Origin of the sequence: Brachybacterium massiliense (genome assembly GCF_900184245.1) — a bacterium.
GTDB classification, from domain to species: Bacteria; Actinomycetota; Actinomycetes; order Actinomycetales; family Dermabacteraceae; genus Brachybacterium; species Brachybacterium massiliense.
Window position 1 is genome coordinate 635,729 of record NZ_FXXB01000008.1, and the last position, 25,339, is coordinate 661,067.

General features: G+C 69.9%; 25 protein-coding genes. 5 read left to right on the forward strand and 20 right to left on the reverse strand.

The window, feature by feature from the left end:
* Positions 1–63: 63 nt before the first annotated feature.
* Both BN4251_RS12895 and BN4251_RS12900 read right to left on the reverse strand, forming a co-directional pair.
* Positions 64–1,155 (reverse strand): DUF8094 domain-containing protein, encoded by a 1,092-nt coding sequence (locus BN4251_RS12895; RefSeq protein WP_087485473.1) that lies wholly within the window; start codon positions 1,153–1,155, stop codon positions 64–66.
* A complete protein-coding gene (locus tag BN4251_RS12900) occupies positions 1,152–2,351 on the reverse strand; it encodes a hypothetical protein (protein WP_087485474.1) in 1,200 nt (399 codons plus the stop codon). The genes BN4251_RS12895 and BN4251_RS12900 overlap by 4 nt, the downstream gene beginning before the upstream one ends.
* A gap of 197 nt (positions 2,352–2,548) precedes the next feature.
* On the opposite strand from BN4251_RS12900, the gene nucS reads away from it, so the two are divergent.
* Both nucS and BN4251_RS12910 read left to right on the forward strand, forming a co-directional pair.
* Complete coding sequence (gene nucS, locus BN4251_RS12905; RefSeq protein ID WP_087485475.1) at positions 2,549–3,256, forward strand: endonuclease NucS; 708 nt, start codon at positions 2,549–2,551, stop codon at positions 3,254–3,256.
* 43 nt (positions 3,257–3,299) lie between these two features.
* Positions 3,300–4,520: an N-acetylglucosamine-6-phosphate deacetylase gene (locus BN4251_RS12910; RefSeq protein WP_087485476.1), complete on the forward strand. Its 1,221-nt coding sequence runs from the start codon at positions 3,300–3,302 to the stop codon at positions 4,518–4,520.
* 73 nt (positions 4,521–4,593) lie between these two features.
* Here BN4251_RS12910 and BN4251_RS12915 read toward each other — a convergent pair whose 3' ends face one another.
* The 18 genes from BN4251_RS12915 to BN4251_RS13000 all read right to left on the reverse strand — a co-directional run bounded on the left by BN4251_RS12915 (position 4,594) and on the right by BN4251_RS13000 (position 21,704).
* Complete coding sequence (locus BN4251_RS12915; RefSeq protein WP_087485477.1) at positions 4,594–5,034, reverse strand: DUF2550 domain-containing protein; 441 nt, start codon at positions 5,032–5,034, stop codon at positions 4,594–4,596.
* Positions 5,035–5,052: 18 nt separating this feature from the next.
* Positions 5,053–5,334: a F0F1 ATP synthase subunit epsilon gene (locus BN4251_RS12920; protein ID WP_087485478.1), complete on the reverse strand. Its 282-nt coding sequence runs from the start codon at positions 5,332–5,334 to the stop codon at positions 5,053–5,055.
* Entirely contained in the window at positions 5,331–6,803 is a 1,473-nt protein-coding gene (atpD, locus tag BN4251_RS12925; RefSeq protein WP_170931962.1) for a F0F1 ATP synthase subunit beta, read from the reverse strand. Before atpD ends, BN4251_RS12920 begins: the two co-directional genes overlap by 4 nt.
* 52 nt (positions 6,804–6,855) lie before the next feature.
* Complete coding sequence (locus tag BN4251_RS12930; protein ID WP_087485480.1) at positions 6,856–7,770, reverse strand: F0F1 ATP synthase subunit gamma; 915 nt, start codon at positions 7,768–7,770, stop codon at positions 6,856–6,858.
* A 72-nt stretch (positions 7,771–7,842) separates the two neighbouring features.
* Positions 7,843–9,468 carry a F0F1 ATP synthase subunit alpha gene (gene atpA, locus BN4251_RS12935; RefSeq protein ID WP_087485481.1) on the reverse strand — a complete coding sequence of 542 codons (1,626 nt, stop codon included), beginning with the start codon at positions 9,466–9,468 and terminating at the stop codon, positions 7,843–7,845.
* Between the two features lie 80 nt (positions 9,469–9,548).
* Positions 9,549–10,364 (reverse strand): F0F1 ATP synthase subunit delta, encoded by an 816-nt coding sequence (locus tag BN4251_RS12940; protein WP_087485482.1) that lies wholly within the window; start codon positions 10,362–10,364, stop codon positions 9,549–9,551.
* Positions 10,365–10,373: 9 nt separating this feature from the next.
* On the reverse strand, positions 10,374–10,919 hold the full coding sequence (locus BN4251_RS12945; RefSeq protein ID WP_087485483.1) for a F0F1 ATP synthase subunit B: 546 nt from the start codon (positions 10,917–10,919) through the stop codon (positions 10,374–10,376).
* A gap of 10 nt (positions 10,920–10,929) precedes the next feature.
* Positions 10,930–11,157 (reverse strand): ATP synthase F0 subunit C, encoded by a 228-nt coding sequence (atpE, locus tag BN4251_RS12950; RefSeq protein ID WP_087485484.1) that lies wholly within the window; start codon positions 11,155–11,157, stop codon positions 10,930–10,932.
* Between the two features lie 103 nt (positions 11,158–11,260).
* Positions 11,261–12,004, reverse strand: a complete 744-nt coding sequence (gene atpB / locus BN4251_RS12955) for a F0F1 ATP synthase subunit A (RefSeq protein WP_087485485.1) — start codon at positions 12,002–12,004, stop codon at positions 11,261–11,263.
* A 276-nt stretch (positions 12,005–12,280) separates the two neighbouring features.
* Positions 12,281–12,706, reverse strand: coding sequence for a Cg1360 family ATP-synthase-associated protein (locus tag BN4251_RS12960; RefSeq protein WP_245810348.1), 426 nt, complete (start codon positions 12,704–12,706; stop codon positions 12,281–12,283).
* Positions 12,707–12,795: 89 nt separating this feature from the next.
* Positions 12,796–13,920: an MraY family glycosyltransferase gene (locus tag BN4251_RS12965; RefSeq protein ID WP_087485486.1), complete on the reverse strand. Its 1,125-nt coding sequence runs from the start codon at positions 13,918–13,920 to the stop codon at positions 12,796–12,798.
* On the reverse strand, positions 13,917–14,867 hold the full coding sequence (locus tag BN4251_RS12970) for an L-threonylcarbamoyladenylate synthase (protein ID WP_087485487.1): 951 nt from the start codon (positions 14,865–14,867) through the stop codon (positions 13,917–13,919). Before BN4251_RS12970 ends, BN4251_RS12965 begins: the two co-directional genes overlap by 4 nt.
* Entirely contained in the window at positions 14,864–15,772 is a 909-nt protein-coding gene (locus tag BN4251_RS12975) for a N5-glutamine methyltransferase family protein (RefSeq protein ID WP_087485488.1), read from the reverse strand. Before BN4251_RS12975 ends, BN4251_RS12970 begins: the two co-directional genes overlap by 4 nt.
* Positions 15,769–16,908, reverse strand: a complete 1,140-nt coding sequence (gene prfA / locus BN4251_RS12980) for a peptide chain release factor 1 (protein WP_087485489.1) — start codon at positions 16,906–16,908, stop codon at positions 15,769–15,771. Before prfA ends, BN4251_RS12975 begins: the two co-directional genes overlap by 4 nt.
* Before the next feature lie 91 nt (positions 16,909–16,999).
* Positions 17,000–17,209 (reverse strand): 50S ribosomal protein L31, encoded by a 210-nt coding sequence (gene rpmE / locus BN4251_RS12985; protein WP_087485490.1) that lies wholly within the window; start codon positions 17,207–17,209, stop codon positions 17,000–17,002.
* A 141-nt stretch (positions 17,210–17,350) separates the two neighbouring features.
* The gene (locus BN4251_RS12990) at positions 17,351–18,325 is read right to left on the reverse strand and encodes a LacI family DNA-binding transcriptional regulator (protein WP_245810349.1); all 975 of its coding nucleotides are present in this window, start codon (positions 18,323–18,325) and stop codon (positions 17,351–17,353) included.
* 5 nt (positions 18,326–18,330) lie between these two features.
* Positions 18,331–20,346, reverse strand: a complete 2,016-nt coding sequence (locus tag BN4251_RS12995) for an aldo/keto reductase (protein WP_087485492.1) — start codon at positions 20,344–20,346, stop codon at positions 18,331–18,333.
* Positions 20,347–20,417: 71 nt separating this feature from the next.
* Positions 20,418–21,704, reverse strand: coding sequence for an ISL3 family transposase (locus BN4251_RS13000; protein ID WP_087485493.1), 1,287 nt, complete (start codon positions 21,702–21,704; stop codon positions 20,418–20,420).
* 399 nt (positions 21,705–22,103) lie between these two features.
* Between BN4251_RS13000 and BN4251_RS13005 the strand changes: the two genes are divergently transcribed.
* The 3 genes from BN4251_RS13005 (at position 22,104) to BN4251_RS13015 (ending at position 25,323) form a co-directional block, all read left to right on the forward strand.
* Positions 22,104–23,423: an ABC transporter substrate-binding protein gene (locus tag BN4251_RS13005; RefSeq protein ID WP_245810350.1), complete on the forward strand. Its 1,320-nt coding sequence runs from the start codon at positions 22,104–22,106 to the stop codon at positions 23,421–23,423.
* Positions 23,420–24,415 carry a carbohydrate ABC transporter permease gene (locus tag BN4251_RS13010; protein WP_087485494.1) on the forward strand — a complete coding sequence of 332 codons (996 nt, stop codon included), beginning with the start codon at positions 23,420–23,422 and terminating at the stop codon, positions 24,413–24,415. The genes BN4251_RS13005 and BN4251_RS13010 overlap by 4 nt, the downstream gene beginning before the upstream one ends.
* Positions 24,416–24,480: 65 nt before the next feature.
* A complete protein-coding gene (locus BN4251_RS13015) occupies positions 24,481–25,323 on the forward strand; it encodes a carbohydrate ABC transporter permease (protein ID WP_087485495.1) in 843 nt (280 codons plus the stop codon).
* Positions 25,324–25,339: the final 16 nt, after the last annotated feature.

The window sequence follows — 25,339 nt, forward strand, 5'->3', positions numbered from 1 at the left end:
TCGATGACTGCGGGACGGGCCCAGTCTAGGGAGTCCGGCCGAGGATCGGTTGCGCGGGTGCGCTCACTCCCCCGAGGCGTCCAGGGCGGTCTGGGTGGCGCCGATCGGCTGGACCTTGCCGGAGGAGTCCTTCGGCGGGATGTACAGCGCGACGTGGGTGCCGAAGGAGCGCACGTACTCGGAGCTGAACTCCCGCTCCCCGATCACCTTGGTGTACTTGTTGTCCTCGGCGTAGCGCATGGTGGCGCCGTCCTTGATGGCGACCCTGCGGCTCGAGCGCAGCGTGCCCATCACGATCGCGCCGCCGTCATCGGTGCGCAGGCCCGCGAACTCGTCCTCGTCGACCTTGTAGGTCTCCTTGATGGTGGCGGCCTCGTCGCGCTCCACCCCGGCGTTGAGCTCGCGGCGCTCGGTGGCGATGCGCTCGTGGGTGACGGTCTGGAAGGGGTTGTCCGCCAGCAGATCGTCCGGGTCCTCGTTGTTGCCGCTGGTGAGCACGTTCGCGTAGAGGGACAGGGCCTTCGCCGGGGTCATCAGCAGATCCTCCGTCTCCCGGGTGACCTGCTCCGCGCCGACCAGCTCGTTGGCGACCATCGGCATCTCGATGCCCACGGCCTGCTGCGCCCAGCCCCAGCAGGTGTAGGGCGACTTCGCGTCCTTCTGCTGCATGACCACGAAGTAGGGCACGCCCTCCTCCTCCACGGAGTCCTCGACCAGCGCGATCGCGGTGCGGGGGAACTCCGCAGTGACGGAGGTCATCGGGACGATCAGCTCGCTGCCGGGGGTGCGGAGGTCCTCGGCCCACTCCTCGGCCTTGTCGATCATCGCGTAGGCCGCCTTGCGGAAGTCCGCGGCGGAGCCGCTGACGCGGGGGGCGAGTTCCTCGACGTCGCGCGCCTCGTCCGCCGCGACCACGGCGGCGTGGATCTCCGGCACGATCCGGGCGAACTGCTCGGTGGTCTGCACCGGGGTGGGCTCCTCGTGGGGCCGGCCGGTGGACGGGGCGGGCGGCGGCTCCACCTCGGAGCTGCAGGCCGCGAGCACGCCGCTGGTGAGGAGGGTGCCGGCTCCCAGCAGGAGTCCGCGGCGGTCCAGGGAACGGCTCATCGTGGTGGTGTCCTTCCGCGCCGGCCGGCGCAGCTCGTGGCGGGTCATCGGCGCTCCTCGTCATCCCCGAACAGGCGCACGGGCGCGCCCGGCTCCTCCTGCGGAGCGTCCTCGAGGCTGCTCTCCTGCGCGGTCTCGTCGTGCGCGGCATCGTCTGTGCCGGTGTCGTCCGTCGCGGTGTCGACGGTCGCGGTGTCGTCCGTGGCGGTGTCGTCCGTGGTGGCGTCATCCGTCGCGGCGGGCTCGTCCGACGGTCCGTCGGCCGAGCTCTCGTCGGCCGCACCCTCGTCTGCCTCGGGGGCGGTGGGCTCCCCGAGCGACCAGACGCTCTGCTCGCGCACGGGCTGCGCGGGGGCGCCGAAGAGGTCGTCGAGGTCGTCGCGAGAGGTCTCGGGCTCGGTGGGATCGGATTCCTCCACCCGTTCGAGCTGCTCCGTCCGCTCGGCCTGCACCGTGTGCCCGGCCTGTGCCGCGTGCTCGGTCTCTGCCTCGTCCTGTGCGGCGAGAGCACCGGCGCCGACGGCGCCTGCTCCGGCGGCCCCTGCGCCGGCGGCGGCGGACTGCGCGGGAAGCTGCTCCGTCTCGTCGTGTACGGGCGGCTCCTCGTCCTCGACGCGGCGACGGCCGCCGCCGAGCGAGACCACCAGCAGCACCAGGCCGATCACGGCGATCGCGGCGCCGCCGGCGTAGGCGAAGGGCACCCACTCGTTCTCGGCGTCCACGGGCCAGGTGATCGAGACGGTGTCGGCGCCCGGCGCGGTGCCGTCGGTGACCAGCAGGATCGCGCGGTAGGGCTGCGCGTTGTCCCCGTGCTCACCGGCCCAGAAGTCAGCGACCTGGAAGGTGTACGGGCTGGGCTGCGTCTCGACGGAGCGCCACAGGTCCGAGCTGGTGGGCGAGGAGATCTCCTCGGCCCCGTCGGCGTTGACCTCCTGGGTGGACAGGGTGGTCCAGTCGCTGGCCCCGGTGATGCGGGTGTAGCGGGTGTCCTCGAGGTAGGCCTCGATGTCGCCATTGGAGGCAGTGATCAGCGAGACGTCCGAGGCGCCCTCGATGGAGACCTGCCCCTCGGAGCCGCCCACGTAGAGCACGCCCGGGTCGATGACCACGGCCGAGCCGGGATCCTCGAGAGCGACCGTGGCGGTGGTCTCGGTCTCAGGGGCCCAGGTGGTCTCTCCCAGGCGGCCCAGCACGAGTCCGACGACTCCGATCAGGACCAGCACGATTGCCAGCGCTCGTTGCACGGTAGGAAGCTCCTTCGAGGTGGCCCGGGGCTCCGCCCGGACGGGGTGACCAGCCCACGATACGAGCGGCCCTCGGTCCAGAACAGGCCCTAGTGAGCATGTGCACCTGGGTAAAGCAGTTCTCATGAACGTCTCATCGTCCTCTCATCCCGCAGGTCGCAGCGGCTCCGAGGCCTCCGGTGTCGTAGGGTGGCCGGGTGCGTCTTGTTGTTGCTCGTTGCTCCGTCGACTACACCGGTCGACTCACCGCCCATCTCCCGCTGGCTCCTCGGCTGCTGATCATCAAGGCCGACGGCAGCGTGCTGATCCATTCCGACGGGGGCAGCTACAAGCCCCTGAACTGGATGAGCCCGCCGTGCACGCTGACCACCTCGCGGCGCGGCGATGACGAGGTGGCGGAGGATCCCGAGGGCGAGTGGATCGAGCAGTGGGATGTGGTCCACGACAAGTCCGGCGACCGGCTGCGGGTGCGCCTGCACGAGGTCTTCGAGGACTCCTCCCATGAGCTCGGCGTGGATCCCGGCCTGCAGAAGGACGGCGTCGAGGCGCACCTGCAGGCGCTGCTCGCCGAGAACATCGAGACCCTCGGTGACGGCTGGTCGCTGGTGCGGCGCGAGTACTTCACCGCGATCGGTCCGGTGGACATCCTGGCCAAGGATCCCGAGGGCGGATCGGTCGCGATCGAGATCAAGCGGCGCGGCGAGATCGACGGCGTCGAGCAGCTGACCCGGTATCTCGAGCTGCTCAACCGCGATCCGCTGCTGGCCCCGGTGCGCGGCATCTTCGCCGCCCAGGCCATCAAGCCCCAGGCGCGCGTGCTCGCGACCGATCGCGGCATCGACTGCGTGACCCTGGACTACGACGCGCTGCGCGGCATCGACGATGCCGAGTCCCGCCTGTTCTGAGCATCCCGCGGGCCCCGCGCCCCTTCCGCGACCTGGAGAGACAATGACCGTCCCCGCCTCCCCCGCCCTCACGGCCGAGCTGGCCCTGCGCGGCACCGCTGTGCTCCCCCAGGGGCTGGTGCCCGATGCGCTGGTGCTGATCGGAGGCGAGGACATCCTCTGGGCCGGTCCCATCTCCCAGGCCCCGGAGTACAGTTCGGCAGCGCAGATCACTCATGAGGGACTGATCCTCCCAGGCCTGGTGGACCTGCACTGCCATGGCGGCGGCGGGGCGTCCTTCCCGGACGCGACCGGTCTCGAGGACATGCTCACCGCGGTCGCCGAGCATCGCCGCCACGGCACCACGAGCCTGGTCGCCTCGCTCGTGACCGCTGACGCCGACACCCTGCGCTCACGGGTGAGCGACCTCGCGCGTCTCGCAGCCGACGGGGAGATCGCCGCGATCCATCTCGAGGGGCCGTTCCTCTCCGTCGAGCGCCGCGGCGCCCAGAATCCCGAGCACATCACCGCCGGGGACGCGGAGCTCGTGCGCGAGCTCGCCGACCTCGCGGGCGGGGCGCTGGCCACCATGACCGTCGCCCCGGAGACGGAGCACGCCGACGCCGTGCTCGCGGCCCTTGCCGAGGCGGGCGCGGTCCCCTCGCTCGGGCACACCGACGGCAGCAGCGCCCAGATGACCCGTGCGGTGGGGCTGTCCCTCGAGGCGCTGCGCAGTGCACGCGGACGCTCGGCGCGACCCACCGCCACCCACCTGTTCAACGGGATGCGCCCGATCCATCACCGGGACCCGGGCCCGGCGCTCGCCGCCCTGGATGCCGCGGCGCGCGGTGAGCTGGTGGTCGAGGTGATCGCCGACGGCGTGCACCTCGATGCCCGCACCGTCGCGCATGTGTTCTCCCTCGCCTCCGAGGACGCCGTGGTGCTGGTGACCGATGCGATGGCGGCTGCGGGGATGCCGGACGGCCAGTACCGGCTGGGCTCGCTGGATGTGACGGTCCGGTCCGGGATCGCGACCCTCACCGGGGGCACCGCGATCGCCGGCGGCACCGCCCATCTGCTGGACGTGGTGCGCTTCGCCGTCGAGGAGGCGGGGGTGGATCTCGTGCGCGCGGTGCGCGCGGCCTCGAGCACCCCGGCGCAGGTGCTCGGGATGCAGGATCGGATCGGGTCCCTCGCCGCGGGCCGGCGCGCGGACGCGGTGCTGGTCAATGCGCAGCTGGCCCCGGTCTCGGTGCTGCGGGCGGGCTCGTTCCTCACGGAGTGATCCCGGAGCTCGCGCGGCCCGGCGGCAGGGCCCGGTGACAGGGTGCGCCGTCCAGTGTGTCGCGAGGAGGGCGTCAGTCGGCGTCGCCGAGCACCATGCCGGTGGGAGCCGCCTCCAGCCAGGAGTTCAGCGCGGCCCCGGAGACCAGGTCGACGATCGCGCTGATCTCCCGCTCGCCACGGAGGCTGAACTCGAGCAGATAGCTGTCCTCCGCCCCCTCGATCTGGGCGGGCAGGCGACGACGGGAGACGTCCAGGATGTCCGCCCGTCGGATCACCACCTCGGGCCGCAGGCTCACCGAGAACGCCTTGAACCAGCGCAGGCGGTCGTTGCTGAAGCGCATCAGCCCGTGCTGCCAGCTCGCGCCGCCCACCAGGCCGCGCCGCTGCATGGTGCACTCGAAGGCTCCGCGGCGACGAGCGACCACCAGCTGGCGGAGCACCACCATCACCGCCGCCACGACGAAGAGCATCCCGATCCCCAGGACGAGGATCGGGATGCTCAGATCGGTCATGGTCGCGGCGCGGGCGCGTCAGATCCGGGAGTCGGCGGACTCGACGGGTCGGGCATCATCGACGCCGATGGTCACGACATCGGAGTCGACCGAGACGAAACCGCCCTCGACGGCCAGCTGCTCGACGTGACCGGACTGATCGATGATCCGCACGGTGCCGGTGCCGAGGATGGCCAGGGTGGGCTGCATCTGCGGCAGGATGCCCATCGAGCCGTCCACGGCGGGCACGACGACCTGCGCGGCCTCACCCGTCCAGACGGTGCGATCCGCGGTGACGAAGGTGACGTCGAGCGCACTCACGCGCCGAGCTCCTTGTCGATGCGGTGCTGGTTCTCGAGCACCATGTCGATCCCGCCGACGTTGAAGAAGGCGGACTCGGTGATGTGGTCGAACTCGCCGTCGCAGATGCCCTTGAAGCCCTCGATGGTGTCGCGCATCGGGACGTCCGAGCCGTCGACGCCGGTGAACTGCTTGGCGAGGTGGGTGTTCTGCGAGAGGAACTGCTGGATGCGGCGTGCGCGGGAGACGATGACCTTGTCCTCCTCGGACAGCTCATCGACGCCGAGCATCGCGATGATGTCCTGCAGCTCCTTGTTGCGCTGGAGGATCTGCTTCACGCGCACCGCGGTGTCGTAGTGGTCCTGGCCCACGTAGCGGGGGTCGAGGATCCGCGAGGTCGAGGTCAGCGGGTCGATCGCCGGGTACAGACCGCGCGAGGCGATCTCACGGGAGAGCTCCGTGGTGGCGTCGAGGTGGGCGAAGGTGGTCGCCGGCGCCGGGTCGGTGTAGTCGTCGGCCGGGACGTAGATCGCCTGCATCGAGGTGATCGAATGGCCGCGGGTCGAGGTGATGCGCTCCTGGAGCACACCCATCTCGTCCGCCAAGTTGGGCTGGTAGCCCACCGCGGAGGGCATACGGCCCAGCAGGGTGGAGACCTCGGAGCCCGCCTGGGTGAAGCGGAAGATGTTGTCGATGAACAGCAGCACGTCCTGGGCCTGCTCATCACGGAAGTACTCCGCCATGGTCAGAGCGGACAGGGCGACGCGCAGACGGGTGCCCGGGGGCTCGTCCATCTGGCCGAAGACCAGGGCGGTCTTGTCGATGACGCCGGACTCGGTCATCTCCTCGATGAGGTCCCAGCCCTCACGGGTGCGCTCGCCGACACCGGCGAACACGGAGACGCCGTCGTGGTTGTTGGCCACGCGGTAGATCATCTCCTGGATGAGCACCGTCTTGCCCACGCCCGCGCCGCCGAAGAGGCCGATCTTTCCGCCCTTGACGTACGGGGTGAGCAGGTCGATCGACTTGATGCCGGTCTCGAACATCTGGGTGGCCGACTCGAGCTGGTCGAAGTTCGGGGCCTTGCGGTGGATGGGCCAGCGCTCGGTGACCTGCAGCTGGTCGGCGGGCTTGTTCAGCGGGTTGCCGACCACGTCGAAGACGGTGCCGAGGGTCGCGTCGCCGACGGGCACCGAGATCGGGGCGCCGGTGTCGGTCACGGCCTGGCCGCGCACGAGGCCGTCGGTGGGCTTGAGCGCGATGCCGCGCACCATGCCGTCGCCGAGGTGCTGGGCGGTCTCGAGGGTCAGCGTGGACTCCTCGAGGCCCGAGCCCTCCGCGGAGATCTCGATGGTCAGCGCGTTGTACAGCTCCGGGATGTTGCCCGGGGGGAACTCGATGTCGACGACGGCGCCGGTGACGCGGGCGACGCGCCCGGTCGCGGCCGAGGCCGCAGCGGCAGGTGCCTGACTGTCAGTGGTGATGGTCATGTCCGTTCTCTCCATGTCGGGCCGCCGCGCGGGGCGCAGTCGGCCAAGGGTCTCAGCGTTCGGTGCGGCCGGATCCCGAGAGGGCGTCGGCGCCGCCGACGATCTCCGTGATCTCCTGGGTGATCTCCGCCTGGCGGGCGGAGTTCGCCAGCCGGGTGAACTTTCGGATCTGGGTCTCCGCATTGTCGGTGGCGGTCTTCATCGCGCGCTGCGTAGAGGCGTGCTCGGACGCCATCGCCTGCAGCAGGATGTTGATGATGCGCGATTCGATGTACCGCGGCATCAGCTCCTCGACGACCGTGTCGGCGTCGGGGGTGAAGGCGTACAGCGGGAAGGAGGGGCGGGGGCCGCCCTGCTCCGCCTCGACCAGACCCATCGGCACCATCCGGATGGACTTGGTGTTCTGGAGGAAGCGGGTCTTGAACTCGGTGCCGACCACGTAGAGCTCGTCCAGGTGGGTCGAGTCGTCCTCGGCGAGGAGGTCCGCGGTGAGGACGGAGGCGATCTCCCGGCCCAGCGCCGGCAGCTCGTTCTCCTTGTACGGCGTCCACGCGCGGTGCGGGGGCCGGTTGCGGAACCGGTAGTACGAGTCGCCCTTGCGGCCGACCACGTACATCACGGGCTCCTTGCCCTGATCGCGCAGCGTGTTCGCGAGCTGCTCGGCAGCCCGGATGACGTTGTGCGAGTAGGGGCCGGTCATGCCGCGGTCCGCCGTGATCATCAGGATCCCCGCACGGCCGCTCTGCCGGCGCTCGCTGTCCAGGAAGGGATGCGAGATCTCGTCGGAGTGGGTGGCCACCGAGCCGATCGCGCGGGTGAGCGCGTCGGCGTACGGCGTCGTCGCCTCGACCCGAGCGTGGGCCTTGGCGATGCGCGAGGCCGCGACCATCTCCTTGGCCTTGAAGATCTTCTTCATCCCCTGGGCGGAACGGATCTTCTGCTTGTATACCCTCTGCTGGGCTCCCATGTCTCTCCTCGTGCGGGGTGGATGCGTCCGGGCGGTGGGCCGCCGCCTCCTCGGAGGCGGCGGCATCTCGCATCAGCCGCGGACGATCTGCTCCTGCTCGATCTGGTCGGCAGCCATCCGGCCGCTCTCGTCGTTGCGCGCGGCGTCCTCGCCCTTGCCGGCCAGGTAGTCCTTCTTGACCTGGTCGAGGATGCTGCTGAGCTCCTCCTCGGTCGAGGACTCGAACTTGCCGGAGGTGCGGATCGCCTCGAGCACGCCGCCGTTGTGGCGCAGGTGCTCGAGCAGCTGCGACTCGAACTCGCGCACGTCCTCGACCTCGAGGTCGTCGAACTTGCCCTTGGTGCCGGCCCAGATGGAGACGACCTGCTCCTCCATCGGGAACGGGGAGTACTGGGACTGCTTGAGCAGCTCCATCAGGCGCGCGCCACGGTTGAGCTGCTGCTTCGAGGCGGCGTCGAGGTCCGAGGCGAACATCGCGAAGGCCTCGAGGTCGCGGTACTGCGCCAGGTCGATCTTCAGGGTGCCCGAGACGGCCTTCATGGCCTTCGTCTGCGCGGAGCCGCCGACGCGGGAGACCGAGATGCCGACGTCGACCGCAGGACGCTGGTTCGAGTTGAACAGGTCCGACTGCAGGAAGCACTGGCCGTCGGTGATCGAGATGACGTTGGTGGGGATGTACGCCGAGACGTCGTTCGCCTTGGTCTCGATGATCGGCAGACCGGTCATCGAGCCGCCTCCCATCTCGTCCGAGAGCTTCGCGCAGCGCTCGAGCAGGCGGGAGTGCAGGTAGAACACGTCGCCCGGGTAGGCCTCACGGCCCGGCGGGCGGCGCAGCAGCAGGGACACGGCGCGGTAGGCCTCGGCCTGCTTGGAGAGGTCGTCGAAGACGATGAGGACGTGCTTGCCCTCGTACATCCAGTGCTGGCCGATGGCCGAGCCCGTGTAGGGCGCGATGTACTTGAAGCCGGCCGGGTCGGAGGCGGGGGCCGCGACGATGGTGGTGTACTCCATCGCGCCGGCCTCCTCGAGGGTCGCGCGCACGGAGGCGATCGTCGAGCCCTTCTGGCCGACGGCGACGTAGATGCAGCGCACCTGCTTGTCCGGATCGCCCGAGTCCCAGTTGGCCTTCTGGTTCAGGATCGTGTCGATGCCGATCGCGGTCTTGCCGGTCTGGCGGTCACCGATGATCAGCTGGCGCTGGCCACGGCCGATCGGGGTCATCGCGTCGATCGCCTTGAGGCCCGTCTGCATGGGCTCCTTGACGGCCTTTCGCTGCATCACGCCGGGCGCCTGCAGCTCGAGGGCGCGACGGCCCACGGTCTCGATCTCGCCGAGGCCGTCGATGGGGGCGCCGACGGGGTCGACCACGCGGCCGAGGTAGCCGTCGCCGACCGGCACGGAGAGCACCTGGCCGGTGCGGCGGACCTGCTGGCCCTCCTCGATGCCGGAGAACTCGCCGAGGACCACGACGCCGATCTCGCGCAGCTCGAGATTGAGGGCGAGACCGAGGGTGCCGTCCTCGAAGCGGACCAGCTCGTTGGCCATGACGTTGGGCAGGCCCTCGACGCGCGCGATGCCGTCGGCGGCCTCGCTGACGCGGCCGATCTCCTCGCGCTCGGTGGCGCCTGCCTGGTAGGTGGACACCGCGGTGTCCAGGGCGTTCCGGATCTCCTCCGGGCTGATCGTGAGCTCCGCCATCTGCTGCTTCGCTTCCTCTCGGTCTCCCCGTGGCGGGGATGGTCTGAACAATGCTGGGGACGCCGGGGCGTCGGGATGAGTCAGGCCACGAGCTGCGACCGGGCTCGGGAGAGCCGGGCCAGCACGGTGGCGTCATAGAGGTCGTCGCCGACCTGGATCCGGAGCCCACCCACGACGTCGGGGTCGACCTGGAGGTTCATCTGGACCTCGCGGCCGTAGATGCTGGACAGGACGGCACCGAGCCGTGCCTGCTGCGTCTCGTTCAGCGGCACTGCGCTGGAGACGGCGGCGAAGGCACGCCGGCGACGGTCGGAGGCGAAGCGCGCGAACTCCTCGACCCGGCGGGCCGGCTTGAGCTCGGTGCGACGCCCCACGGCGCGGGCCGCGAGGGCGGCCGTGAGCCGGTGGGTGCGACCGTTCAGCAGAGCGCTCAGCATGGTCGCGCGCTGCGAGGGGTTCTCCCGTGCGCCGTCGAGCGCAGCGGTGAGATCACCGCTGTCGTCGATCATGCGGGAGACCTCGAACAGCTCTCCCTCGACCTGCTCGAGGACGCCCTCGGACTGGGCCTGCTCCAGCAGGGCCGAGACGCCCAGCAGCTCGAGGGCATCGAGGATGTCCTCCTGCTCCGACCAGCGCCGGCTGACGACCTCGAGAGTCCTCTCGAGGCTCTGCGGGCTGACCCGGCTGCTCAGCAGCGACCGCACGGTGGCCTCCTTGACCTCGGCGGGACGGCCGGGATCGGAGAGCGTGCGGACGAGCTGGTTGCTGGAGTCGATGGCGTCAGCCACCGAGAACAGCTCCTGGGCCTCGGCTTCCAGCGCGCCGCGGCCGCCTGCGAAGGCGGCCTCGGCCTGCCGGAGCACCTCGGCGAAGGAGGTGGAGGAGGTTCCTCGCATCACGGTTCCTTATCGGGTGGTGGCCTGGCTCGACTCGAGGTCGTCCAGGAACCGGTCGATCACACGGCGGGAGCGCTCGTCGTCGGAGAGAGACTCTCCGACGATCTTGGACGCCAGGTCGCTCGCGAGCGATCCGACCTCCCCGCGCAGCTCGGTCGAGGCGGCGATGCGCTCTGCGCTGAGCTGCTGGCGTCCCGCGGCCAGAACGCGCTCGTTCTCGGCCTCGGCACGGGCACGGGCCTCGTCGACGATCTTCTGACCGTCCGCACGGGCCTTCTCACGGATAGAAGCGGCCTCCTGCCGCGCTGCGGCAAGCTCCTGCTCCTGGTCGCTCTTGAGCTGGTCGACCTGCTCCTGGACCTTCTCCGCGTTGCGGATGCCGCCCTCGATCTTCTCGGCGCGCTCGTCCAGCACGGCGTTCATGCGGGGGAGCACGAACTTCATGAAGACGGCGACGAAGATCACCAGGAAGATCGCCGACCAGACGATCTCCTCAGGGAGCGGGATGAGCAGCCGCCAGCCGGGGACCTCTCCCCCTGCTTCTGCCAGATTCATCAGCGCAGCCTCAGAAGATCAGACCGGTGACGATCGCGAGCAGCGCGAGGATCTCGGTGAACGCGACACCGATCAGCATGGTGGTCTGCAGCTGCGAGCGCATCTCGGGCTGACGGGCCTGCGCCTCGGCGGTCTTGCCGACGAGGATGCCGAGGCCGATGCCCGGGCCGATCGCGGCGAGGCCGTAGCCGATGGTCGCGATGTTGCCGGACACCTCAGCGAGGATCGTGGGCTCCATGGGTGTTTCCTTTCGTTGTGCCGCGTTGGGGGCGACGATCAGGTCTTGGGTCAGGGGGGAACCGCTCAGGGGCGACGCACCGGCCACCCCGTGGAGACGGGGGTCAGTGCTCGTCGGCGGTCGCGAGCTGGATGTACACCGCGGTCAGCATCGTGAAGATGAAGGCCTGCAGCGCGCCGACGAAGATCTCGAAGCCGTAGATGCCGATGGCCATCGCTCCGGCGAAGGGGCTGATCGCGATCAGCCAGTCGCCCGAGAACAGCAGCGCGTGGGTCATGCCGATGAACACGACGATCATCATGTGGCCGGCGACCATGTTCGCGAGCAGTCGGATGGTGAGCGAGGCCCAGCGGATCACGACCACCTGCAGCAGCTCGATCGGGATCAGCAGGATGTAGATCGGCCACGGGATGCCGGGGGGCATGGTCTCGGACTTGATGTAGCCGAGGAAGCCGTGCTTCTTGATGCCGGCGCCGACGTAGGTGACGAAGGTCCACAGCGCCAGCAGCAGCGGCAGGCCGATCACGGAGGTGCCCGCGAGGTTCAGGCCGGGGATCACGCCGGCCAGGTTCATCGACAGGATGAAGAAGAACATCGTGATCAGCATCGGGGCGAAGCGCTTGCCGTCCTTGAGGCCCAGCGTGTTCGCGATGATGTTGTTGTTCACGAAGTCGATGATCAGCTCGACGACGCTCTGCAGGCGGCCGGGCACGAGCTTGGCCCTCGAGGCGATCACGCACATCGCGATGAGCACGACGGCGAGGACGATGAGTCGCACCAGCTGGACGCGGTTGAACTCGAACCACGTGCCGTCGAAGAGGATCGCGTCCGGGAAGAACTCACCCAACGTGGGGATGTGGAAGAAGGAGTCGCCCTCTGCGTACAGTGCCGGACTGAGGTCTGCGGTGTTCAGCTCGATCTCCCAGGTTCGTTCGACCGTCGGGGACGGCCTGGATGGTCATGCCAGATCGAGCTCACTCGCGGTGCGGCCACCGTGCGTACGGCGATGGACGACGCCATGGCGTTCCCGGGTGGTCGATCAGCGCTCTTCTCGCTCAACGTCCCTGGCCATCATTATGGCCCGTGATCAGCGGTCGAGCGCCTCCGGAAGCATAACAGAACCTCATGAGCCACCGGGGGCGTCCTGTGGGTCCTCGGGCCCGTCATGGGGCACCACGTCGAGGGGTTGGCGCGCTCGCGCCAGCAGCACGGCCTCCACGATCACGGCCGAGACCGCGCCGACCAGCAGTGCGAGGCCGATCCAGGGCATCGAGACGCTCTCGAGGTCCCTCACCCCGATCAGGACGAGGATCACAATGAACATCTTGACCGCCCAGCTGCCGAGCACCGTCGCGGCCATCGAGATCGGCGTCAGGCGCGCCCCGAGGAAGGTGATCCCGACCGTCGGCAGGACCATCACGAGGGTGAGGCCGAAACCGATCAGCGCGCCCCAGAGCGCGGCGGGCTCGGGGCGGGAGGCGGCGATCGCGATGACGATCGCATCGAGGACGACGCCCACCACCAGAGCGATCAGCGTCGCCCGCTGCATCGCCCTGTCACCGGCGGCGCGTCGCACCCGACGCTTCGGGGTGGGGGCGGCGGGGGTCTCAGGCCTTCGGGGTGGGGGCGGCGGGGGTCTCAGGCTGAGGGGACATCGGATTCCTTCCGGTGACGGCCGGTGCGCCATCTGAGCGGGTCGAAGGTGAGCAGGAGCGCGATCAGCAGTCCGATCACCCAGAAGAGCAGGACCGCGCGCATCGGGACCACGAGCGGCAGCAGCAGGCCCACGGAGATGACGACGGTCCAGGTGTACATGATCAGCACAGCGGTGCGCTTGCTGTGGCCGAGGCTGAGCAGGCGGTGGTGCAGGTGCGCCTTGTCCGCGTGGAAAGGGGACCTGCCCGAGCCGATGCGCCGCACCACCGCGAGGGCGAAGTCCAGGAACGGGATCACCATCACGCCGATGGGGAGCAGGATCGGCAGGAACTGGCCGAAGAAGTCCGCCCCGGACAGGCGCACGGGGTCGACCTGGCCCGTGACCGCGATCGTGCTCGCGGCCAGCAGCAGTCCCAGCAGCATCGACCCCGAGTCCCCCATGAAGATGCGGGCCCGGGTGAGGTTGTGCGGCAGGAAGCCCAGACACGCCCCGATCATCACCGCGGTCAGCAGGGCCGCGAGGGAGGAGTAGTCGGTCGAGGAGGCGCTGCGGGTGAGGGTGTAGGCGTAGACGAAGAAGGCCGAGCCGCCGATCGCCATGACGCCGGCGGCGAGGCCGTCGAGCCCGTCCACGAAGTTGACCGCGTTCATGCTCACCACCACCACCAGCACGGTGAGGATCAGCGCGGTGCGGCCGGACAGCACGGTCACGCCGTTGATCGGCAGGGTCACCAGGGACACGCCCTGCCAGGCCAGCAGCACAGCGGCGAGCACCTGGCCGGCGAGCTTGGTGACCCAGTCGAGGTCCCACTTGTCGTCGGCGGCGCCCAGCAGGCACACCAGGGCCGCGGCGGCGAGGATCGCCCAGGGCTGGCGGGAGTCGCGGAAGAGCCCCTCGAGGAAGGGGACGTTGCTGGCCACCAGCAGCGCGCACGCGACTCCGGCGAGCATCGCCAGTCCTCCCAGGCGCGGTGTCACCGCGTCGTGGACGTCCCGGTCCCTCACCGCTGTCATGGCGCCGGCGCGGCGGGCCAGCAGCCGCACCGCCGGGGTCACGAGATAGGCGACCGCCGCGGCGAGCAGCAGGAGGAAGAGATAGACCCTCACCCGGGCGTGTTCTTCGAGTCGTCCTCCGTCCCTGCCTGTGCAGGAGCGTTCTCGCCGTCACCGACCCCGGTCAGCGGGGTCTCGGCCGCGGGAGCGTCGGCCTCGGGACCGGGCTGCTCAGGCTCGGAGGGCAGGTCCAGGACCGAGGTGGCCGATGCGGCGTTCTCCTGCGCGTCCGCCTCCTGCGGGGTGGCCTCGGCGGTGGTCGCGGCCGAACCCTCGTCCGTGGCCTCGGCCTCGCCGATCTCCGCAGCGGTGCCCTCGGCGTCCTCGGCGTCGTCTGCCGGCTCCTCCGGCTCGGGCTCCGGTGCGGTGAAGATGTCGCCCACCACCTCGATGATGCGCTCCTTGGACAGCGCGCCCTGACGGACGATCTCGGCCGGGGTGACCGTGGTGTCGAGGATGGTGGAGCTCTCGCCGATGCGGGCGGTCCCGCCGTCGAGGTAGATCGAGACCGCATCGCCCAGCTGGGTGGCGGCGTCGAGCACGCTCAGCGCGGCGGGCTTGCCGTGGCGGTTGGCGCTCGAGACCGCGAGCGGTCCGGTGCGGCGCAGCAGCTCGAGCGCGACCTCGTCCTCGGGCATGCGCAGCGCGACGGTGCCGCGGGTCTCGCCGAGGTCCCAGGTGAGGGAGGGCTGAGCGTTGAGGATCAGCGTGAGCGGACCGGGCCAGAGCTCCTCGGTGAGGTCCTCGACGTAATCCGGAACGTCCACCGCGAGCGCGAGCAGCACCGCGTGGTCACCGATCAGCACCGGCGGCGGGGTGTCGCGGCCGCGCCCCTTCGCCTCGAGCAGCGCCTGGACCGCATCCGGCGTGAACGCGTCGGCGCCGATGCCGTAGACCGTGTCGGTCGGCAGGACGATCAGGCCGCCGTCGCGCACGGCGTCGACGGCGGCGGCGAGGGCGTCCTCGCGGGTCTCTGGGTTCTGGGTGTCATGCACGCTCACCGGGTCAGTCTCTCACTTCCGTGGGTCGGGGCCACCGGGGCGCGGCGGGCGACGAGGAATCGGTCGCGGCCGGTCAGGTCCGGGGCGGTGGACAGCAGGTCGAATCCGCCGTGCTCGGAGGCCGCCTCCCGCGCGGCCGGGCCCTGCACGTCGGCGTGCTCCATGATCAGCACTCCCCCGGGCCGCAGCAGTCGGGCGGACCAGGCGATCACGGCATGGGGCACCTCGAGCCCGTCCTCGCCGCCGCCGAACAGCGCACGGTGGGGATCGTGCTCGATCACCTCCGGGTCACGGGGCACGGCATCGGGCGGGATGTAGGGAGGGTTGGACAGCACGGCGTCCACGGGTGCGGCGGCGGCGAGCTCGGGGATCTGCGTGAGCAGATCCGCCTGCAGCACCCTGCCGCGGCCGGGCCCCGCGAGCTCGAGATTCTCGGCGGCCAGCTGCGCGGCCGTCTCGTCGATCTCGACGGACAGCACCCGTGCTGCGGGAAGCTCGTCGAGCACGGTGGCGCCGAGCGCTCCGCTGCCCGCGCAGAGATCGACCACGTGCGCGAGCTCGCCGGTGCTGTGCTCGCGCAACAGGTCCAGGGCGAGCTCGGTCTCGGGGCGGGGGATGAACACACCGGGGCGGACGGCGAGCATCAGGCGGCGGAACGGCGCACGGCCGAGGATCAGCTGGAGGGGCTCGCGATGCTCACGGCGCACGGTGAGCCGCTCGAGCTCGGCGGAGAAGCCGGGTGGCAGCTCATCGAGCATCACCAGCGGCCTGTCGGTGCCGGCGGCGTGGGCGATCAGCGCCCGGGCGTCCACGCTCGGGGACTCGAGCCCGGCCTCCCCCAGCCGTCGCGTGGTCGCGGACAGCGCGGCACGCAGGCGCTCGCGCACCGGGAGATGCTCGCTCATCGATCCTGCCCCTGGTCGGTGCCGGCCTCGGCGTCGGCGAGACGCGCGGCCCGCTCGGCATCGCGCGAGGACGCGATCAGCTCATCGAGGTCCCCGGCGAGGACCTGGGCGAGGTTGCCGGCCTTGTAACCGGTGCGATGATCGGCGACCCGCGACTCGGGGAAGTTGTAGGTGCGGATGCGCTCGCTGCGGTCAACGCTGCGCACCTGCGAGCGACGGGCCGCGGAGGACTGCGCCTCCTGCTCGGCCCGCCGGGCATCCAGCAGGCGCGTGCGCAGGATCCGCAGCGCCTGCTCCCGGTTCTGCAGCTGGCTCTTCTGGTCCTGGCAGGAGACCACCACGCCGGTGGGCAGATGGGTGATGCGCACCGCCGAGTCGGTGGTGTTCACGCTCTGCCCGCCCGGGCCGCTCGAGCGGAAGACGTCGATCCGCAGGTTCGCCGGCGCCATCGCCTCGGCCAGCAGCTCGCTCTCATCCTCGTCATCGGCCTCGGGCAGCACGAGCACGCCCACGGCGGAGGTGTGGATGCGCCCCTGAGACTCCGTGACGGGCACGCGCTGGACACGATGCACGCCGGCCTCGTGCTTGAGGTGGGCCCAGACGCCGTCCGCGGGACCGGCCACGCTGCGGGCGGCGATCGCGACGGTGACGTCCTTGAGCCCGCCGAGATCCGACTCCGCGGAGGTCAGCACCTCCAGGCGCCACCCCTTGGACTCCGCATAGGCGCGGTACATGCGCAGCATCTCCGCGGCGAAGAGGGCGGACTCCTCCCCGCCCGCGCCGGCCTTGATCTCGAGGATCACGTCCCGCACGTCATCGGGGTCGCGCGGGGCGAGCAGATCATCGAGGTGCTCGCGCTCCTGAGCCAGGCGGGCGGCGAGCTGCTCGGCCTCGGCGGCGATCTCCTCGTCGTCGTCCTCGAGCTCGACGAGCTCGCGGGCGGTCTCGAGCTCCGCGGCGGTGCGCTCGAGCTGCGCGGCGGCGGCGAGCACCCCGTCGAGCTCCGCATAGCGGCGGCCCACGCGGCGGGCGCGGGCCGCGTCGTCGTGCAGGGCCGGATCGGCCATCGACTCCTGGAGCCGGGCATGCTCGAGGCGCAGCGGCGCGAGACGGTCACCCTGGTCGTGCGCACTCATCGGTGCTTCCTCCTCAGCGTGCCGGCACCGCCGTCACAGACGACGACGCCGGTGCGTGCCCGCAGGCGCGCACCGGCGTCGGAGACGTCGGTCAGTTCTTCTTGCCGTAGCGGGCCTGGAAGCGCGCGACGCGGCCGCCGGTGTCCAGGATCTTCTGCTTGCCGGTGTAGAACGGGTGGCACTCGGAGCAGACCTCGGTGCTGATCACACCGTCCTTCTTGGTGCTGCGAGTGGTGAACGAGTTGCCGCAGGTGCAGGTGACCTGGGTCTCGACGTATGCGGGGTGGATCTCAGCCTTCATGTCTCTCCTTGCTCGAGGTCGCTGGGTCGGCGCCCGGCCGGGCGCCGTGAACCAGAACCGACGTCACAGTCTGCCACGTCGGAGCCCCTGCGGGCGAGGGTCCGGGATGCGGCGTGCGACACCTCGCGCCGGCGCCGCCGCTCAGGTCGAGGCGCGCACGTCCAGCGTGTAGGGCACCTTGCGGTGGGCCCCCTCGCCGCGCAGCGGGACCGAGCCGTCGAGCATCCCGGCCACGAGCGCGACGGTCGCCTCCGCGACCGCCTGGATGTCGATGCTGAGCGTGGTCAGCTCGGGGGTGACCAGCGAGGCGATCTCGAGCCCGTCGACGCCCACCAGGCGCACCTGCGCCGGGACGTCGACATCGAGTCCGCGCAGCGCGCGCAGCAGGCGCACGGCGAGCTCGTCGTTGAACGCCACGATCACGTCGACGCCGTCGGCGAGCACCTCCTGGAGCATCTCTCGGTGCCCCTCGCGGGCATCGACCTCGCGCACGGCCACCTCTCCCCCGCCGGTCACCGTGGAGAGCGCCGCGGCGAGGGCGAGGCTGCGCGCTCGGCCGAGACCGCCGGCGAGGTCGAGCACGAGCGGGCGGCGGGCGCCGGCCTCTCGCAGGTGCTCGGCCAGCTGTGCCATCGCCGCATCGCGCGGGAGCTCGACCACTCCTCCCAGCTCGAGGTGGGAGGGGCGGGCGTCGAGCTGGACCACGGGCATCCCGCCCCGGCCGCGGATGTCCGCGGTGAGCACCCCGTAGCCGACCAGCGCGTCGACCCGTCGGGCGAGATCGCCCGCCACCTGCTGCGGACGGGGCGCGTTCAGCGCCTCGGCGAGCACGACGTTCCAGCCGTGGGGCGCGCACGCGCGCACCACCGCGGCGCCGAGCTCGGCGAAGTAGGCGTTGCTGAGGTCCTCGACGACCAGGCCCAGGGTGATGGGCCCCTGCTCGACGAGGCCGCGGCCGAAGCGGGAGGGCCGGTAGTTGAGCTCCTGTGCCGCCTCGAGCACCTTCTCCCGGGTGGATGCGCTGATCCCGGGCAGGTCGTTCATCGCGCGCGAGACGGTCTGACGGGAGACCCCGGCCCGTTCCGCGACATCGATGATCGTGGCTCGACGCGGCATGGCGCTCATCGTACCGGCGACTTCAGATCCAGCCAGGCCATCTCCTGCTCGCTCAGCTCGACGCCCAGGCCCAGGGTGGACGAGCGCATCTCGGCGATGCTGCGCGGGCCGAACAGCGCGAAGGTGGGGAACCTCTGGTGCAGCACGAAGGCCAGGGCGATCGCGGTGGCGGGCACCCCGCGCTCGGCCCCGAGCTGCTCGGCGCGGGCGAGGCGCTCGAAGTTCTCCTCGCTGTAGTAGCAGCGCACGAGTTCCGGATCGGAGAGGTCCTCAGGGTGGGCGCGGCCGGTGAAGAAGCCGCGCGCCTGCGAGGACCACGGCAGCAGGGCGATGCCCCGCTCCTCGAGCCAGGCCTTGGACTCGGCGTCGGTGGCGTGGACGCAGCCGGCCCACGGCACGTCCAGCGCCTCGGCCAGGCCGAAGTGGTTGGACAGGATGGTGAATCCGGTGCGGCCGTTGGCGCGGGCGTACTCATTGGCCTCGTCCACCCGGGCCGGGGTCCAGTTCGAGCCGCCGTAGGCGCGGATGCGGCCCGCGCGCAGGTGCTCGTCCATCACGTCCACGAACTCCCCCACGGGGATCTCGGGGTTGTCGCGGTGCATCATGTAGAGGTCCGCGTGGTCGGTGCCCTGGCGCTCGAGGGACTCCTCGAGCTGGCGGGTGATCGACTCGGGATCGCAGTGCGGGGTGTGGGCGCCCTTGGTGATCACCACGACGTCGTCGCGGACCCCGCGGTTGCGTACCCACTGGCCGAAGAGCTTCTCGATGTATCCGCCGCCGTAGATGTAGGCGGTGTCGAAGGTGGTGCCGCCCATCTCGTAGAAGGCGTCGAACATCGCCGAGGCGTGGGCGAGGTTCATCTGGTTGTCGCAGCCCATCACCAGGCGCGAGACCTGCTTGTCGACCCCGGGGATGCCGCCGTAGGTCATGGCGGGCCCGGCCTGGACCGAGCCGCGTGCGAGCGGCCGACCGGTGAGGGTGGGGATGTTCGCGGTGTCCGCCTCGAAGGGGTAGCGCAGCCCGATCTGCTCGCGCCATGCGTCCAGCGCCCGCGCCTGGCCCAGGGAGTTCTCCCCGGTCAGCTCCGGGACCACACCGTCCCCGCGGGCCGCTCGGGCCAGGGCGTCGGCCTCGAGGGCGTAGGGTGCCGCGGCGGGGATCTCGAGGCGCTGCGGCTGCTCGCCGACCACATCGAGCTCGATGATCTGCGGCTCCTTCCCCAGGCCCCACGGGTCGCTGAGGCGGATCACGCCGCGCGAACCGGTGATCGTGGCCGTCTGCGGGTCGGCCAGCCGCACGCCGGTGCGCAGGCTCGCGGTGATCCCGCCGGGCAGGGTGAGCTCTGCGGTGGCCCACTCGTCGACCCCGGTCTCCCCGAGGGTGCCGCTGCCCGTGACGGTGAGCGGATCGGCGAAGGCGCGGCCCTGCACGGCCCCGGCCACGAAGCGAGCCAGAGACATCGGGTAGCAGCCCACGTCCAGGATCCCGCCGCCGGCGGTGTCGGTCTCGAACAGGCGGCCGGTGCGGCCGCCGGTGTCGAAGGCGAAGGAGGCGTCGACGTGGGTGACCTCGCCGATCGCACCCTCGGCGACGAGCTCGAGCACGCGCGCGGTCTGGGGGTGGAAGCGGTACATGTAGGCCTCGAGCAGCACCCGCTCGCTGCGGGCGGCGAGGTCGATCAGCGCCATCGAGGTGCCCGAGTTCGGGGTCAGCGGCTTCTCGCACAGCACGTGCTTGCCAGCCTCGAGGGCGCGGGCGGCGAGCGCGGCGTGGCCGGTGTGCACGGTGGAGATGTAGACCGCATCGACCTGCTCGGACGCGAGCACCTGATCGTAGTCGCCGATCAGGGCGGGCTCGGCGAGAGGGAACTCCTCGGCGAAGGCGCGGGCCCGCTCCGGGGAGCTCGAGCCGACGGCGACCAGTACGCCGTCCTGGGAGGAGGGCAGCTGGGTGGCGAAGCGGCGGGCAATCGAGCCGGGGCCGAGGACGGCCCAGCGGAAGGGTGCGGTAGCAATGCTCATGGAGGCGTCATCGTCCTTCGATAAGGCGGCTCTTCGCGGTTCGTGGTGAATGACCCTGCTGTAGCGGGTATTCACGCTACGGTTCTCGCGGCGCTGGCTAACAGGATACGGGTCCGGTAGTTCTCCGCGTTACGGAAGCCGCGGCCGGTGCGTTTGATGTTCTTGATGCCGGTGTTCGCTGCCTCGACTCGGGCGGTGGTCGCGCCGGTGACGATGAGGACCTCGATCGCGTCCCACCAGGTCACGACGGTGTCGTAGAGCTTGGTCGCCTCGGGCATGTTCGCGAGCTGGGCGAAGTAGCCCATCCGCATCCGTTCGTCCCAGGCCTGGGCGAGGGTGTCGGTGGCCAGCAAGCGGCGGAGCTGCTCCTTGATGCCCCAGGCGGCCGAGAGCTCGTCGGTGGGGTCATCGGTGCGGAACACCGACTCCAACCGCTCCCAGGCCCGTGGAGTGAGGGTGTCAGCGCCGCGTAGCAGCAGCATCCGGTGGGCCCAGGCCGGGTCGTCCTTGCGGCCGCGACGACCGCGATGGGTGCGGGCTAGGCGTTGACGGACGGTGGTGACCATGTCGTTTCCGAGCTTGACGAGGTGGAACTTGTCGACCGAGACCGCAACGCGGGGCAGGTAGGTCCGCAGTGCTTTGCGGAACGCGGCCGAGGGATCGATGGCGACGATCTCGATCCGCTCCCGCCAGAGCTCGGAGCGCTGGGCGAGCCAGTCGCCGACGGCGGTGGAGTCCCGGCCGTCGACGATACCGAGGACCTGCCCGGTGGAGAGGTCGACCAGGGTCGTCATCCAGGGCTCGAACCGTCTCCAGGCACCGTCGTCGGTGCGGAACCAGCGCACCGACCGGTAGCGGTGCTCATCGATGCCCAGGCGCGTCACTGACACGTCCTCGGCGGTGGGCAGGACCACGGCGGCAGCCGCCAGCGCGGCCTGGACCAGCCACCACGAGACGCCATGGGCCCGGGCGACTTCCGAGGCTGCCCGGCCAGAGGTGATCACCGCGGAGACGACCTGATCCCGCAGCCGGGTCGTCGAGCGCGCGCGGTGCGGGACCTGGTCGGTCGCTTCCCAGAACGTGCGCCGGGCGCAGGCCGACTCGAGGCAGAACCAGCGCCGCTTGGCCCACACCACCGCCATCGCCCCGGCCACGGGCACGTCTCGCACCTTCTGGGATCGGCGGGAGTGGACCCTGGTCGCGAGCACCCCGCACGACGGACAGCCCGGCGGCTCGATGGATTCGATCACCACCCGCCGGCCTCCATCGGGCAGGTCGATCGCGTCGATGACGCGGTAGTCGGGCAGGTTGAAGATCGTGCTCGCAGCATCTCGCTGCGAACCCGTATTCTCATGCACAGGCTCGTGGTCCTCTGGGATGTGGCTGTCTAGACAACACCCATCACAGCAGGACCACGGGTCGTTCTACGCCAGCGACGCGACGCTCTCCTTCACCACGAGCCGCGAAGAGCCGATAAGGCGGGGCTGGAACTGTGTGGACGTGCGCCGTGGGCACTGACGCGGATCCCTCCACGGGACACCACGGCGTGAACGTTCACGTCAGAATCACACTATCGCGCCGCCCCCTCGGGGACAAGCCCGACGAGGCGATATGGACCGCCAATCCGCCTCGCCGGCGAAACCGCCGCCCTTCAGGAGCGCCCGGGAGGGATCGTTGACGGGAAAGCGCCTGCCTGACATGATCTGCGCCACTTGTAGTCGTTCACAGGACGTCACCGCTCGACGAGGAGGGTGCACATGACCACGAGGACAGCACGCGGAGGGCACTGGCAGCCCCCGCCCGGCCGGCTGAGCCGCCGCACCGCGATGCTCGGCGCAGGGATCCTCCCCTTCGCCCTCGCGAGCTGCGGCTCCGATCCGAGCATCTCGGCGGATCCGGATGAGCTGGTGATGTGGTACTGGAATCGTTCTGCGAGCCCCGAGCTGCTGGCCCAGGCCGCGGAGCAGATCCCCGGGACGGACCGTCACGTGCGTGCGGACGTCGTCGGCACCAACTTCGACACGAAGCTGCGGACGAGCCTGGCCGGCGACGCCTACATCCCCGACATCACCTACATCAACTCCAACAACGCCCTCTACTTCACCAACGAGGATCTCTTCCTCGATCTGGGAGAGCTCGGTGCCGATTCCGTCCAGGACGACTTCTACGAGTGGAAGTGGAATCTCGGCATGACCCCGAAGGGCAGATTCTGCTTCTTCCCGCTGGACATCGGCCCCACGGGCTTCTTCTACCGCCAGGACATCTTCGACCAGGCAGGCCTCCCCTCCAGCCCCGAGGAGGTCGGTGCCGCGACCACGACCTGGGAGGACTGGATCGCCCTCGGCGTGGAGCTGCGCGGGGCCGCGGACTCCGCCATGGTCAACGATGCCCAGACCGTCTTCGAGGGCTTCTTGAACGCAAGCCCCGAGCGGTACTTCGACACGGACGACACCCCGCTCTACCTGCAGCCGGACAGCGCCGTGCGGCAGGCATGGGACACCACCGTCTCCGCGATCCAGGCCGATGTGACCGCTCGGATCCCGCGCGACCGCGGCACGGACCAGAACGCGGCCTGGTCCAGCGGGCGCACCTCCGGCAACATCAGCGCCGCATGGTGGGCACAGATCCTGCAGGAGTCCGCTCCCGACACGGCAGGCGCCTGGCGCCTGGCCGACCAGCCCGTGAGGCCGGGGAACAACGGCGGATCGTTCGCCGCGCTCCCCCACACCTGCAAGGACCCCGACGCAGCACTGTCCTTCCTGACGTGGATCAACAACCCGCAGAACCAGGCGCTCGCCTACGAGGACGTCCAGCTGTTCCCCTCGACTCCGGCCTCCTTCGACGCGCTCTCCTACTCCGGAGAGTTCTTCGGCGAGCAGGATCCTCTCGAATTCTTCTCGACAGCGGCCGAGTCGGTGCCCACCTCCTTCATCAGCACCTGGGAGACCCTCATCGGCGGGAGCTTCACCTTCGAGATCGGCAACGTCGAGACCGCCGGGAAGGATCCTGAGCAGGCCTGGGAGGACGCGCTCGCCCAGGCTCAGAAGGTGCTCACGAAGCGAGGTGTCCTGTCATGACCACCACCGCCACCCCGCGTGCCTCCGCCTCCTCGAACACACCGCCCACCTTGCGCTCGGCCCGTACCACCCGTCAGCGGATCCGCCGCGCACTGCCCCTGTACGCGGCGATCTCCCCCTTCTACCTGCTGTTCGCCGTCTTCGGGCTGTTCCCGATCCTGTTCTCGATCGTGCTGTCCTTCATGGACTGGGACGGCATGGGCGAGATCTCCTTCGTGGGCCTGGCCCAGTACCAGTACCTGCTCGCCGACACGAGGTTCTGGAACGCCGTGGGGAACACCTTCATCATTTGGTTCCTCTCCACGGTCCCGATGCTGTTCCTCGCCATGGTGATCGCGTTCCTGCTGCACCAGAACATCCGCTTCACGAAGTTCTACCGGGTGGCCTTCTTCCTGCCCAACGTCACCTCAATGGTGGCCATGGCGATCGTCTTCGGCTCCGTCTTCTCCGACACCTTCGGCCTGGTGAACTCGGCGCTGACGGCGCTCGGCCTCGACACCGTGCCGTGGCTCTCGAGCCCCTGGGGCATCAAGTTCACCATCGCGATGATGGTGATCTGGCGGTTCACCGGCTACAACGCGATCATCTACCTCGCCGGTCTCCAGGCGGTCCCGACCGACCTCTACGACTCGGCGAAGGTCGACGGCGCGAGCCTCCCCCAGGTGTTCTTCCGGATCACCATCCCGATGATGCGGCCGATCATCCTGTTCACGGTCATCACCTCCACCATCGGCGGGCTGAGCCTGTTCACCGAGCCCCAGGTGCTGCTGGGCGACAGCGGCGGCGCCGGCGAGGCCGGCATGACCATCGTGCTCTACCAGTACAACCAGGCCTTCACCCAGTTCGATTTCGGCTATGGCTCCGCGATCGCCTGGGCGCTGTTCCTGATCGCCGCGGTGTTCGCCGTGATCAACTGGCGCCTGGTCTCCGGGCGCGGCGACAGCGTGCAGCCGCGTCCCTCCCGGACCACGACGAAGGAGGCGCGACGATGACCGCCCTCGCCCCTGTTCCCCGAACGGACACCGCTGTAGGAACGGGTGCCGGCCCAGAGCGTCCCATGAACGCGCACTACGTGGCCCGGGGGCGCATCGCACGGGCGATCACCCACGTGTGCGTAGTGATCGGCGTGCTGCTGTCGGTGTTCCCGTTCTACTGGCTGGTCGTCATGTCGACGTCCACCACCGCGGAGATCTTCGGGTTCCCGCCCAAGCTCACGCCCGGCACCAGCTTCGTGGAGAACGTGACCAACGTCCTCACCAGCGTGGATCTGCTGCAGGCGCTCATGAACACCCTTATCGTCTCGGCCTCGTGCGCGGTGCTGGTGATGTTCTTCGACTCCCTGGCGGCCTTCGCCTTCGCCAAGTACGACTTCCCCGGGAAGAAGGTGCTGTTCATCCTGCTCATCGCGACGATGCTCGTGCCGGGGAGCCTCTCGCTGGTGCCGAGCTTCATCCTCATGTCGGAGATCGGCTGGGTGGGCACGCTCCAGGCGCTGATCGTGCCCGGCGCCGCGAACGCCTTCGGCATCTTCCTGCTGAGGCAGATGGCGGCCGGATCAGTGCCCGATGAGCTCATCGAATCGGCAAGGATCGATGGCGCGGGCTTCTTCAGGACCTATTGGCGCATCGGCGTCCCGATGCTGCGGGGCGGCCTCGCCTTCCTGGGGATCTTTACCTTCATCACGGCGTGGAACGACTACGTCTGGCCGCTGATCATCCTCGTGGATCCCGAGCGTCAGACTCTGCAGACAGCCCTGCAGAACCTGAACTCGCTGTATCTGACCGACTACGGGATGGTGATGGCCGGTGCGCTGATCAGCGTGCTCCCGCTGATCGGCGTGTTCATCATCGGATCACGGCACTTCATCGCGAACATCGCCGCCGGCGCCATCAAGGGGTGAGTCGGGATCGGGGCGC

What these genes read in the sequence shown, in the direction of transcription:
- BN4251_RS13010 (WP_087485494.1), top strand. Translation starts at nt 23,420, where the DNA reads ATGACCACCACCGCCACCCCGCGTGCCTCCGCCTCCTCGAACACACCG.
- BN4251_RS12945 (WP_087485483.1), bottom strand. Translation starts at nt 10,919, where the DNA reads ATGAATCTGGCAGAAGCAGGGGGAGAGGTCCCCGGCTGGCGGCTGCTC.
- BN4251_RS12995 (WP_087485492.1), bottom strand. Translation starts at nt 20,346, where the DNA reads ATGAGCATTGCTACCGCACCCTTCCGCTGGGCCGTCCTCGGCCCCGGC.
- BN4251_RS12930 (WP_087485480.1), bottom strand. Translation starts at nt 7,770, where the DNA reads ATGGGAGCCCAGCAGAGGGTATACAAGCAGAAGATCCGTTCCGCCCAG.
- rpmE (WP_087485490.1), bottom strand. Translation starts at nt 17,209, where the DNA reads ATGAAGGCTGAGATCCACCCCGCATACGTCGAGACCCAGGTCACCTGC.
- BN4251_RS12990 (WP_245810349.1), bottom strand. Translation starts at nt 18,325, where the DNA reads ATGCCGCGTCGAGCCACGATCATCGATGTCGCGGAACGGGCCGGGGTC.
- atpD (WP_170931962.1), bottom strand. Translation starts at nt 6,803, where the DNA reads ATGACCATCACCACTGACAGTCAGGCACCTGCCGCTGCGGCCTCGGCC.
- atpE (WP_087485484.1), bottom strand. Translation starts at nt 11,157, where the DNA reads ATGGAGCCCACGATCCTCGCTGAGGTGTCCGGCAACATCGCGACCATC.
- prfA (WP_087485489.1), bottom strand. Translation starts at nt 16,908, where the DNA reads ATGAGTGCGCACGACCAGGGTGACCGTCTCGCGCCGCTGCGCCTCGAG.
- BN4251_RS13015 (WP_087485495.1), top strand. Translation starts at nt 24,481, where the DNA reads ATGAACGCGCACTACGTGGCCCGGGGGCGCATCGCACGGGCGATCACC.
- atpA (WP_087485481.1), bottom strand. Translation starts at nt 9,468, where the DNA reads ATGGCGGAGCTCACGATCAGCCCGGAGGAGATCCGGAACGCCCTGGAC.
- BN4251_RS12940 (WP_087485482.1), bottom strand. Translation starts at nt 10,364, where the DNA reads ATGCGAGGAACCTCCTCCACCTCCTTCGCCGAGGTGCTCCGGCAGGCC.
- BN4251_RS12960 (WP_245810348.1), bottom strand. Translation starts at nt 12,706, where the DNA reads ATGCAGCGGGCGACGCTGATCGCTCTGGTGGTGGGCGTCGTCCTCGAT.
- BN4251_RS12910 (WP_087485476.1), top strand. Translation starts at nt 3,300, where the DNA reads ATGACCGTCCCCGCCTCCCCCGCCCTCACGGCCGAGCTGGCCCTGCGC.
- BN4251_RS12915 (WP_087485477.1), bottom strand. Translation starts at nt 5,034, where the DNA reads ATGACCGATCTGAGCATCCCGATCCTCGTCCTGGGGATCGGGATGCTC.
- BN4251_RS12895 (WP_087485473.1), bottom strand. Translation starts at nt 1,155, where the DNA reads ATGACCCGCCACGAGCTGCGCCGGCCGGCGCGGAAGGACACCACCACG.
- BN4251_RS12975 (WP_087485488.1), bottom strand. Translation starts at nt 15,772, where the DNA reads ATGAGCGAGCATCTCCCGGTGCGCGAGCGCCTGCGTGCCGCGCTGTCC.
- BN4251_RS13005 (WP_245810350.1), top strand. Translation starts at nt 22,104, where the DNA reads ATGACCACGAGGACAGCACGCGGAGGGCACTGGCAGCCCCCGCCCGGC.